Origin of the sequence: Indolivaga macrotermitis, assembly GCF_900128985.1 — a bacterium.
In the GTDB taxonomy this organism is placed as follows: Bacteria; Bacteroidota; Bacteroidia; order Bacteroidales; family Dysgonomonadaceae; genus Dysgonomonas_A; species Dysgonomonas_A macrotermitis.
The window spans coordinates 617,508-629,309 of sequence record NZ_FQUC01000001.1 but is presented as its reverse complement, the minus strand read 5'-3'; the positions used below and the strand labels follow the sequence as shown (position 1 = coordinate 629,309).

The following is an 11,802-nucleotide window of genomic DNA, read 5'->3' as shown; positions in this document are numbered from 1 at the left end:
AATGAATTTTTTTGAACTTTTTCAATACGATTTTTTCAGTAATGCTCTTATCGGTAGTATTTTCGCCAGTATTGTGTGCGGTATTATCGGTACGTACATCGTTGTGAAGCGCCTCGTTTTCATTAGTGGCGGAATAACGCATGCATCTCTGGGAGGACTGGGTATCGGCTTCTATCTGGGAGTTAATCCTTTTTTGGCGGCAATGATATTTTCGATCTTCTCTGCGTTTGGCATCCAGTGGTTCACGTCGAGACAAGGCGTACGCGAAGATTCGGCTATCGGAGCCTTCTGGTCTTTCGGTATGGCTATCGGTATTATATGTATCTACCTGAAAGCCGGATTTGCACCAAACTTATCCGATTACTTATTCGGAAATATTCTTACCATTACCCGTACGGATATCTATATGTTCGTAGCCCTGTCAATCATTCTCGGTCTGGTTTTCTCATTCTTCCACAGAGAGATACTTTATACTTCATTCGATCCTGATTTTGCCAGAACAAGGCATTTACCTGTAAAGTTGATAGAGTATACTATGATGTTCTTTATCGCGGTTTCGATTGTGCTTATTATCAGGCTTGTGGGAGTTGTGCTACTGATGTCTTTACTTACCATTCCGCAGATGACCGCAAATCTGTATACGGCTAATTACTCTAAGATAATATTTCTGTCCATCCTGTTCGGATTGATCGGTTGTGTTGTAGGACTTATCTTATCAGCCTACATAAATGTACCATCCGGCGCGTTTATTATATTCACCCTGATTGCTATTTTCTTTATTTGCAAAATAGTATGCCGCATATCCGGTATTCAGCCCTCTAAAGCATAGGTTGATCCTGAAAAATAAAAAGGGAAGAAAAATATATTTTTCTTCCCTTTTCATTTTATTTATTTTATCAGCGACCTCCGCCACCCATTCCTCCACCTGAGGATACATTACCAACAGTAGTAACCATCGATGATGTTGTAAAGGTATTAGCCGAAGTTCCTTTTGTATATGTTTCGCCTGAGTACAGTCCATGGAAATCAGTCCCTCCTGAAACACTGCCTCCCGTATAAATTGTATATGAGGTACTTGCTTTCAGATCAGGAGAACTAACTAACATTACCATCTGGCTGTTATAAGAACGTGGAACTTTTACGGTTAAGACTCCTGTTCCATCTGAAGATGCGATATGAATCAACTGGTTAGCCGTTCCGGTTCCTCCGTAAATCACACAACGTTGCGTAGTAACACTCGATGTGGGTGTACTTGTTGCTCCACCAAAACCAATCACAGTTCCACCTGTTATTTTAAACGTATTATTATCGCAGTCAATTCCTTCTTCGGGAGACGTTGTTCCTGACGAAACAATCGTTCCGCCTGTAATAGTCAATGTTCCGTTCGAGTCGATACCATCATTAGTCTCACTGTAGCAATATATCGATCCTCCATTGATAGCTATATGGTTCGATGCATTTATGCAATCGTCATAAGTTTCTATTTCTATAGTTCCGCCATTTATAGTCAACGTCGCTTTACTTTCAAGCCCTTCAGCTTCCGTTTTGGTCGTTTTAATCGTTATTGTACCATTATTAACTGTTAAGTCTCCATCGCTCTTGATTGCTTTGGCTGCTGTATCGTCTGATCCGTACACAAACTGATCGCCTGTAGTAGTTACATTTATGGTACCATTATCGATCGTTATAGTTCCGTCTATACTGATACCTTTTCCTCCACTACCCGAACTGGTAATGGTCACCGTTCCGTCTTGCATCAGGAAGTTTCCATCTGCTTTAATTGCGGATGCGGACGAAATATCGGCATCATCCGTATCGTAATACGCAGCGCCTTTAGATACAAATATCAATGTGCCTTTTGCGATAGTTATGTCGCCTTTACTTTTTAAGCCCTTCGATCCTTTTCCCACAGTTGTAATATCAAATGTACCACCATTTACCGTAATATAAGGGGTAATTGAGGTATCGGTTCCCGAATACGATGTTTTTATTGCATCTCCTTCAACAGTACTGATCTTTATATCTCCACCATTTATTTCGATATACCCTTCCTCACATTCCATGCCGTCTCCTGTTGATACCAGATTGACAGTTCCTCCATCAATACGGATATAATCATTGGCATGAATAGCATCTTTTACAGCGCCGGCAACTTTCACAACACCTCCGTTTATCCGGATATAGTCGTCGCTGCAAATCCCATGCTTATAGCGTCCCTGAACCTGTAAACTTCCGGCACCTCCGAAGATCAATTGTCCTTCGCTGAAAAAGGCCGCTTTCATATCTTCATTGCTAGTAGCGGTATAAGTGGTTCCATCTATAAGACGGTTAGAAGTACCTCCTACTAAGGTTATGGTTACTTTTTTCCCCGACTGGATATTCAATGCCGGCCCATCTCCGCTAATAATATCAACCCCATTGAATCCCAATCCGAACTTATAGTCACTGTATATCTTTACCGAACCATTAGTCGTAGATCCCGATAATACATAGTTGATTTCAGTAACCGTATTAGTAGAAGTAACAACCACATCAGCTCCGTCTGTTACGATCGAAACCCCATCTTCGGCATATGGATTATCTACTGTAGCTGTAGTTCCGGAGAAAGCAATGGTCACAGCATTCACAAAGGTGGTATCCTGAGAATTGGTTACAAAATTCTCGTCCACATTATTTTCGGTTCCTTCCTCAACGGTTTCTTCCTCATCAGTACCTCCATCAATTACCGATTCATCGTCATCGCTACTACATGACAAAGCAAATATTGTCATAAGGCCGATGAAAAATAAAAAGAATCTTTCTAGTTTCATTTGTCAATTATTTTTTTGGATAAAATTTAGGATGCGCTAAGTTTATAATCATTAGACTCTTCCGCAAAAACAATCGACAAATTACCCCATATAGCCGATGAATAACCGTATTGGACATAAATAAAAAAGCCTCGCCGTCTTAGGGCAAGGCTTTTTTTATAGATTTCTTATATTACAATTTAATAAGATAAGAAGGCTGGAGAACTTATTTCTGAATATTCAGTTCTTCGATAAGACGATGGCAACCCATAATTTTATCTATTGTATATAATACATAACGAATATCGACACTGATAGTACGTTGCAATTTAGGCTCAAAAATAATATCACCGCTCAAGGCTTCCCAGTTCCCATCGAAAGCCAGACCTATCAGCTCCGCCTTTCCGTTAAATACAGGGCTTCCCGAATTTCCTCCGGTAATATCATTATTGGAAAGGAAACCAACATGCATTGTTCCGTCTTCGTCGGCATATTCGCCCCACTGTGCGGCTTTCAGGTTATCGAGTATATATTGCTGAACAGCAAATTCCGGATCATCTTTATTTTCTTTTTCCAACACACCCTGTGTAGTTGAGTAATAATCGTAGCTGACCGCATCTGCCGGATTGTATCCTCCTACCGATCCGTAGCTTAAGCGCTGTGTGAAATTTGCATCAGGAGAGAAAGCCTTATCGGGTTCCATTTCCTGAAGAGCTGCCATAAATTTACGTGCATTTTTATCTATAGTCGGATAATATGGAAGCAACTCTTCACGGATTTTCAATCTACAATCGGCAACTGAGTTAGACAAGGCAATCGCAGGGTCTTTATCTATATCTTTCCTCGATGAATTAGCCAAAAGAGAAGCCAAACTTGACAAACTAGTCAGTTTAGTATTTTTAAATACCCAATCGGTATATTTTTCATAATCACCTTTGAACTTCTTATCTATAATTTCATAAATATCAGGGAGATAAGCAGCAGGTACTTTTTCCGCATAAAAACGAAGTAATGCCGGCATCAGTTGTCTATCCAGTTCCGGTTCGTAGTCTTTGTATAAGTCTACCATTTTTGACCTGACCGCTGCTGCTGCCAATTCTTTATCACTTAAGTCTATAGCATTAATGATATTTGCAAAACGAACCAGTTCGATTCCGTTATTGAATGTTTCGCCAAAGTAAGTAGCTATCTTAACAGGCTCCATTGTACTTGTGTAGGCATTGTCTAAACTAGACAGTACCTCCCCGTATTTTTCCTGAGCCGACGGGCTTTTCGCAATCCAGTCTGCCAGGCGGGATTCTAAATCCTGTTTGTTCTCCAAAACATGAAGGCGGCGTAGTGCCTGATTCATACCCATAGAGTTTTTCCAGTAGTTTGAACTACGGCTGAATTTTACCGAGTATTTGATACGTACAGCATCATCCGCATTCATCGCTTTACGCCAGATATCCTGTTTAATAGTACGGACTTCGATACGGGGAATATTTTCTGATTCCATCATTTGCTTGATACCCCACGACGGAAGATAACGCTCGGTACTTCCCGGATATCCTATAGTCATCGCATAATCCTTATCCTTATATCCTTTGACGGATACCGGTACCGAATATTTCGGTTTGTAAGGCACATTATCGGCACTGTAGTTAGCTGCCTGATTGTCTTTGTTAGCATATACACGAAATACAGAGAAGTCTCCTGTATGGCGTGGCCATTGCCAGTTATCGGTATCACCACCGAATTTACCGATCGATGACGGCGGAGCAAATACCATGCGTACATCTTTAAATATTTCATATACTACCAGATAATATTTATTACCTGTATAAAAAGGGACAATACGCGCCTGTAAAAATTCGCTGTCCTTATATCCATCAAGAACCTTGGTCGACAGAGAGTCTATAATTACATTTCTCTCCTCTTCCGTCATATTATCTGTTACTCCGGCTGTCACTTCCTCAGTTATATCTTCAGTCTTTTGGAGAAAAGAAACTGTTAAACCTTCTGTATATAGTTCTTCTTGTTTCGATTGGCTTACAAATCCGTCTTTCAGATAATCATGTTCTACCGAACTGTGCTTCTGTATAGCATCGTATCCGCAATGATGGTTGGTAAAGATCAACCCTTCCTGAGACACGGCAACTCCGGTACAACCTCCGCCGAATATTACAACTGCATCCTTCAACGAAGCGTTTTTTTCGCTGTAAAGACTATCGATAGGGAAAGTAAAGCCGAGCTCCTGCATGCGGGCAGCGCTCTGGCGATTAAGCTCTTTCAGAAGCCACATACCTTCATCGGCATGAATAGCAGACAACGTCAGCAAAGCTCCGAATAATAAAAAAATTCTTTTCATTTACACTACTTTAAATTTATCGAGGAACAAAAACCTCTTCTTTTATTTTTTTAAGGTCTCAGACCTTTTTATTAGTTTTAAAAAACTTATTTATATATGGTATTTCTGATACCGGAAGATCTCTCTTCACCAGAACCAAGAAAAACACCCCCAGTAAGAGAGTCCTGTACGACAATCTGAGGACTTCATTCTCTATGGGGACATATACTCCCAATGTATACAAAACACCCGCTAAAAGGAAGTATAATGCAATAGTCTTTAAATCATATCTTATAGGGAAATACTTTTGCCCGTAAAAATAAGATATCGACATTATAATCAAGTTACAGACAAATGTAGCCCAGGCACTTGCTATAAAGCCGAAAACGGGTACAAATATAATATTTATAAGAACAGTAATAACACAGCCCAACACCGAAAAAGTAGCGCCATACTGAGTTTTATCGATCAGTTTATACCAAACAGACAGATTGAAATATATACCGAAAAATATTTCCCCCATCATGGCTATGGGCACAATGGAGAGACCAACCATATAATTCTTGCTGACTATATATTTCAGTATATCCATAAAAAACATAACCCCAAGAAAAACAAAAAGTGCAAAAATGATAAAGTATTTCATCGCCTCGGCATAGGGTCGGGTGTCTTTATTATCGTTATTCTTGGCAAAAACAAAAGGCTCGTAAGCATACCTGAATGCCTGTGTGAACATGGTTATTACAACCGTAATTTTCAGACAGGCGTTGTATATCCCTAATTGGCTATACGCCTCATCGGGACTCTCGAAAATATGAGGATAAACAAGCTGGGCTACTGTTTGATTTATAACTCCGGCAATACCTAATATCAGCAACGGGAAAGAGTATTTATAAATACGCCTCAAAAGCGCTCCGTCGAACTGATATTTGAATCCTGTCATATCAGGAATAAGTAAGGCAAACAAAACTATATTAGCTAACAAGTTTGCTATAAATATATAACCGATCCCATAACCGGGATTATAAAACCAGTCGATCGTTTCCGGAAATGACTTATATATATACGGGCATGCAACCAGAAAGAACAGGTTGAAAAAGATATTGGCAAATATGAATATTATCCTAAGTCCGGCAAAGCGCAAAGGGCGTTTTTTGTACCTCAGATAAGCGAAAGGAATCACCATAAAGGCATCCATAGCTACCGTCACAGCCATCATTAAGATATGTTCGGGATGATCGGTATACTTCATCCATTCCGAAATGGGCGACAGAAACAAGGCACATAAACCGATAAAAAGAATAGAAGTAACTCCTAAAGAAGTAATTACAGACGAATACACTTTAGCCGGATCTTCGTCTTTTTTATTCATAAAACGAAAGAAACCCGTCTCCATTCCATACGTCAGCAATACCATAAAAAGGGCAACAAATCCGTAAATGTAGCTAACCTTACCGTACTCTACCGTATTAGTGAAAATATATACATGTAATGGTGTCAGACACCAATTCAAGAAACGACCCAGAATACTGCTTAGCCCGTAAATGGCTGTATCTTTTGCCAGACTTTTTACTCCTCCTGCCATAATCAAGCGATAAATAGGTCTTTGACCCGAAAATTCAGGATGCAAAGGTAATATAAAATAAGAGGAGGGTCGCCGGCGGGCTTGTTATTTTTGTTAAATCTAAAAGAATATCTATATTTGCAAACTCTAAACAGAAAAGTATCCTATTTAGATACAAAATATCGCACAAATTATGCAGAATATTTTCACACATAAAAACTCTGATAACAATCTAAATTTTAACAATTTGGATTTGTTTTTATGTACTGAAATATTAGAGAGAGACCCATCACAGGGCGTTAACTAAACAAAAAAAATTATTATGTCAAAACAACGGGATGTTTTTTAATATCCTCGTTTTCGTCGTATACATCCAACTATTTATCACTAGCAGGACGGGCAAACTGTACCGATTCGAGTCATTATTACTTTTTAATTGTCACTTAAACACTACTCTGGACTGCAGTTTGTCTAAAAACCTGCTAATTGTTGCAGCAAGGTGCAGCGAATGCACTTTGCTGTTTTATTTTCGAGATTTACCGGATAGTCTTTTAAACACAAAAACGCAAAGAGACAAAGACTTTACACAAGAATTCCTTGTAGGGGGGAAGCGCTGCTTTACCCGTTGTCTTGAAAAACAAGATAGTGCACTTAGTGCCTTCTTCGTCTGCTTTGTGTTAAAGCCCTTATTATCGGCCAGAGCAGAGCCCTGCCCCTACAATAGCGGAATATATCTTTTTCAACTCTGTGAAATAAACTTCACGATATCCTGTGTTGAAAAACAATCACTCCTTAAAGAACAACAAACTGCTCTCGAACCTTAAAACAAAACTTCTTCAGGTAAACTATTTGTTTTTACTTTATCTATACAATAAAAGGAAGAATGAAAACAACTACTCATATATATATAATATATTACTATATGTATAACGAATGTCACTTTTCAAGAAACAAAACATTTATAACAAAGCATATAAATAGGTGACATGGGTGACACAAGTGTCACGTTTTTGTCACGTTATCAGTGTATAAGCAATATATATTGCTACAACAATTAATGCGTAGACAATAATAAAAATCAAGCATTTAGCACCAATTAACGATTAATTAACCTAACTTTACTGTCTGATACCATAAGTTAAAATAGAAATGAGTTACTATCACCTTGCAGAACTGGTACACAAGCGTGCAACCAAATACAAATCGCGAACTGTATTGAAATACAGAGACAATGTACAGAATAAATGGTTATCAATTTCATGGAACCGTTTTTCGGAATATATCATGAAGACAGCTTGGGCTATGGCTGAGGCCGGCGTTGAAACCCAGGAAAACATAGGTATATATTCGCAAAACATGTATCAGTATTTATTGTCCGAATTCGGGGCATATGCAAACAGGGCAGTATCAGTTCCTATCTATGCAACCGCTTCACCACAGCAAGTCGAATATATTGTGAATGATGCCCAGATACATACATTATTTGTAGGAGAGCAGTTCCAATATAATAATGCGCACAAGGTACAGATGCAGAGTGATGTACTCAAAAGGCTGATTATATTTGATCCGAAAGTAAAAAAACACCCCGAAGATACAACCTCTATCTATTTTGATGATTTTATTGCTTCGGGTGAGAATTCCGACTCGATGGTAAAAGTATCTGTCAGGCTAAAGTCGATCCGCGAAACCGATATTGCCTGCATTATTTACACATCGGGTACTACCGGCGAACCTAAAGGTGTAGTATTGTTACACTCTTCTTTTATGGAAGTATTCAGGATACATGACGAGCGCCTTCCAAAGCTTTCGAGTAAAGACCTGTCGATGAATTTCCTTCCTCTCGCACATATATTCGAAAAAGCATGGACTTATTATACCTTACATAAAGGTATGACCATCGCCATAAATACCGATGCGAAAGAAATACAGAAATCGATCAAGCAAATACGCCCGACGGTAATGTGTAGCGTTCCACGTTTCTGGGAAAAAGTATATCAGGGTGTAAACGAAAAGATCGACAGTTCGAAAGGTATTATGCGCTGGCTATATACTGACTCTATAAAAACAGGTAGAATACATAATCTCGATTATAAGAATCACGGATTGAGGCCGCCATTAGGAAACCGCTTGAAATTCTTCTTCTATAACAATACTGTTTTCCGCATACTGAAAATGGTTATCGGCATCGAAAAAGGTGTTCTATTCCCCTGTGCCGGTTCTCCTTTATCCGATACAATTAATATATTTCTGCAATCAGTGAATATCCCGTTAATCATAGGATACGGGTTGACCGAGACCACCGCTACGGTAACATGTTACCCCGATCGCAACTTTATGCTCTCATCGGTGGGAACAGTAATGCCGGGGCTGGAAGTGAAGATAGACCCCGAGAATAACGAAATCCTTGTAAAAGGACGTACCGTTATGAAAGAATATTATAAAAAGCCTCAGGAAACGGACAAAGCCTTTACCGAGGATGGATTTTTCAGAACCGGTGATGCCGGTGAAATTCTCAACGGAAATACAATTGTTCTGAAAGAAAGGATCAAAGACCTGTTTAAAACTTCTAATGGTAAATACATCGCACCTCAAGCTATCGAGACATTAATAGCCAATGACAAGTTTATCGATATGATATCTGTTATAGGAGATGATGTAAAGTTTGTCAGCGCATTGATCGTACCCGACTACGATGCCGTAGAGAAATGGGCAAAAGAGCATGACATTGAATATCCTACCCGGGAAGAACTTGTGAATGACAGGATAGTAAATACAATGATAGCTACCCGTATAGAAATGCAACAGGCATCGCTTGCCCCCTACGAAAAAGTAAAACGTTTTACCCTATTACCCGAACCATTCACAATGGAAAACGGGGAGCTTACCAATACGTTAAAAATAAAACGAAAGGTTGTAGCCGAGCGTTACAAAGATATTATCGATAAAATGTACGAAGACTAATTCCGTAAATGGCAGTCATATACATACATGTTCCTTTCTGTAAGACGAGGTGTATCTATTGCGATTTCTACACCCGTACCAATATGGATCAAAAGACTCCTTATGTAGACGCCATATGCAAAGAGATGGTTTTGCGTGCCAATTACATTGGTAATGAAACTATAGAAACTATTTACTTCGGGGGAGGCACACCCTCGCAACTTAGTGAAGCAGATTTTAAAGCCATATTCGAAGCCATATTCTCTGCTTTCGAAGTTACCGATAATGTAGAAATAACCCTCGAAGCCAATCCCGATGATTTATCTGTAAAATATATAGATATGCTCAGGCGGGTGGGATTCAACAGGTTGAGCATGGGAGTACAGAGCTTCGATGACGCACAGCTTCAATTTCTAAACAGACGGCATTCAGCACAGAAAGCAATTAATACTGTAAAGGCTAGCCAGCAAGCCGGATTTTCGAATATAAGTATCGATCTTATGTACGGACTGCCCGACTTGTCTATCGAGATGTGGAACAAAACGCTTGATCAGGCTATCAGTCTCAACATTCAACATATATCATCATACCACCTGATTTACGAACAAGGTACAAAGCTATATCGCCTCCTTCAAAAAGGAGAAGTAAAGTCGGCTGAAGAGGAAACCAGTGTCGAAATGTTTTCCATTCTGATAGAAAGGTTACAGCAAGCCGGATTTATTCATTACGAAATCTCGAACTTTGGGAAAGAAGGTTATTTTTCCCGTCATAATAGTTCGTACTGGCTGGGAGCCAAATATTTGGGGCTAGGCCCGTCTGCCCACTCTTATAATCGAGAAAACCGTTGCTGGAATATTTCGTCTATCGCAAAATACATACAAGGGATAGAGAACCGAAAGCCTTTTATTGAAGAAGAAGACCTAGACCCACCAACCCGTTATAACGATTTTATCCTTACGGGCATGCGTACAATGTGGGGGATCAGTACTACAGACCTGAAGAACCAATTCGGTGAAGAGTTTCTCGATTATTGCAACAAAAATATAAGAAAGCACCTTCAATCGGGAGATGTTATTACTGAAGGTGACCGCTATAAGATAAGCCGTCAGGGAATATTTATCTCAGATTCTATTATGAGTGATTTGATGTATATCGAATAAAATGTTCGCATATATCCTGAATATGCACTATCTTTATTTCTCAATTCTGATAATTATTCTCTATGCCTGAAGTTTCTCAAAATAATACAGACCCATCGAAAGCAGAAAAAGACAGAGCATTACTTCAACCGATGATAGATGCCTTTGTTGCCAGTGCACGCCACACTCTCGAATACAATGTGACAAAATATTCTATCAAACGTCACGAATCGTTATTCTGTATAAAATCGTATTACCGTAAAAAACTGTATAAAGCGATAGTCGAATTAAGAGAATTTAATAAACAGAACAGCTAATATCTTTTCTTTATCCGTTTATTATCTGAATAGTATTACATGCCACCAAAGCTGCGGTCTCTGTTCTCAGGCGGCTATTTCCCAAACTGATAGCTTCAAACCCGTTATCTAATGCCAACCCGACTTCCTGTTCACTAAAATCTCCTTCCGGCCCAATCAGTATCAAAACATTTCCGCCGGGCTTATAAATATCTTTCAATAGTTTTTTCTCCTGAGGATAACAATGTGCTATAAATTTTTGTCCGTCGAAAGGTTGTTTTACAAATTGAGAAAACGGGATCATTTCGTCTAATTGGGGTAAAAATGCTTTTTGAGACTGTTTCATTGCCGAAACCAGAATCTTCTCGATACGGGACAACTTTATTTCTTTCCGTTCGGAATACCGGCACAATAAAGGAGTAAAACGGTCGACTCCTATTTCGGTTGCTTTTTCGGTAAACCACTCTACCCTATCCAGATTTTTAGTAGGAGCAAAAGCTATATGCAGATTATTAGTCCAAGGCTTCGGTTCTTCGATAGTACGTACTATATTTACAATACAATGCTTTTGATGAGCCTCTACGATTTCGGCATCGAAGAAACAACCTTTTCCGTCTGTAATATATATATAGTCTCCTTCTTTTTTCCGTAAGACACGTACACAATGAGCCGACTCATCTTGCGGCAAGGTCAGGTCTTTAAGGATATCAGGAGCAAAAAATATAGTCTTATCCATTGTTCAGAT

Annotated in this window: 8 protein-coding genes; 4 read left to right on the top strand and 4 right to left on the bottom strand. The window is 39.2% G+C overall.

The window, feature by feature from the left end; genetic code table 11:
* Position 1: 1 nt before the first annotated feature.
* Complete coding sequence (locus BUC12_RS02515; protein ID WP_062175588.1) at positions 2–829, top strand: metal ABC transporter permease; 828 nt, start codon at positions 2–4, stop codon at positions 827–829.
* Between the two features lie 67 nt (positions 830–896).
* Here the strand turns inward: BUC12_RS02515 and BUC12_RS02510 are convergent, their stop codons facing one another.
* The 3 genes from BUC12_RS02510 to BUC12_RS02500 form a co-directional block, all read right to left on the bottom strand.
* A complete protein-coding gene (locus BUC12_RS02510; RefSeq protein ID WP_082141849.1) occupies positions 897–2,810 on the bottom strand; it encodes a carbohydrate-binding domain-containing protein in 1,914 nt (637 codons plus the stop codon).
* Positions 2,811–3,015: 205 nt separating this feature from the next.
* Positions 3,016–5,139, bottom strand: coding sequence for a S46 family peptidase (locus BUC12_RS02505; protein WP_062175587.1), 2,124 nt, complete (start codon positions 5,137–5,139; stop codon positions 3,016–3,018).
* Positions 5,140–5,197: 58 nt separating this feature from the next.
* Positions 5,198–6,703 (bottom strand): lipopolysaccharide biosynthesis protein, encoded by a 1,506-nt coding sequence (locus BUC12_RS02500; RefSeq protein ID WP_062175586.1) that lies wholly within the window; start codon positions 6,701–6,703, stop codon positions 5,198–5,200.
* 1,128 nt (positions 6,704–7,831) lie between these two features.
* Between BUC12_RS02500 and BUC12_RS02490 the strand changes: the two genes are divergently transcribed.
* The 3 genes from BUC12_RS02490 (at position 7,832) to BUC12_RS02480 (ending at position 11,078) form a co-directional block, all read left to right on the top strand.
* Positions 7,832–9,643 (top strand): AMP-dependent synthetase/ligase, encoded by a 1,812-nt coding sequence (locus BUC12_RS02490; RefSeq protein ID WP_062175584.1) that lies wholly within the window; start codon positions 7,832–7,834, stop codon positions 9,641–9,643.
* Positions 9,644–9,651: 8 nt separating this feature from the next.
* Positions 9,652–10,782 carry a radical SAM family heme chaperone HemW gene (gene hemW, locus BUC12_RS02485; RefSeq protein ID WP_062175583.1) on the top strand — a complete coding sequence of 377 codons (1,131 nt, stop codon included), beginning with the start codon at positions 9,652–9,654 and terminating at the stop codon, positions 10,780–10,782.
* A 62-nt stretch (positions 10,783–10,844) separates the two neighbouring features.
* Entirely contained in the window at positions 10,845–11,078 is a 234-nt protein-coding gene (locus tag BUC12_RS02480) for a hypothetical protein (protein ID WP_062175582.1), read from the top strand.
* A gap of 10 nt (positions 11,079–11,088) precedes the next feature.
* Here the strand turns inward: BUC12_RS02480 and BUC12_RS02475 are convergent, their stop codons facing one another.
* Positions 11,089–11,793 (bottom strand): 16S rRNA (uracil(1498)-N(3))-methyltransferase, encoded by a 705-nt coding sequence (locus tag BUC12_RS02475; protein WP_062175581.1) that lies wholly within the window; start codon positions 11,791–11,793, stop codon positions 11,089–11,091.
* Positions 11,794–11,802 lie beyond the last annotated feature (9 nt).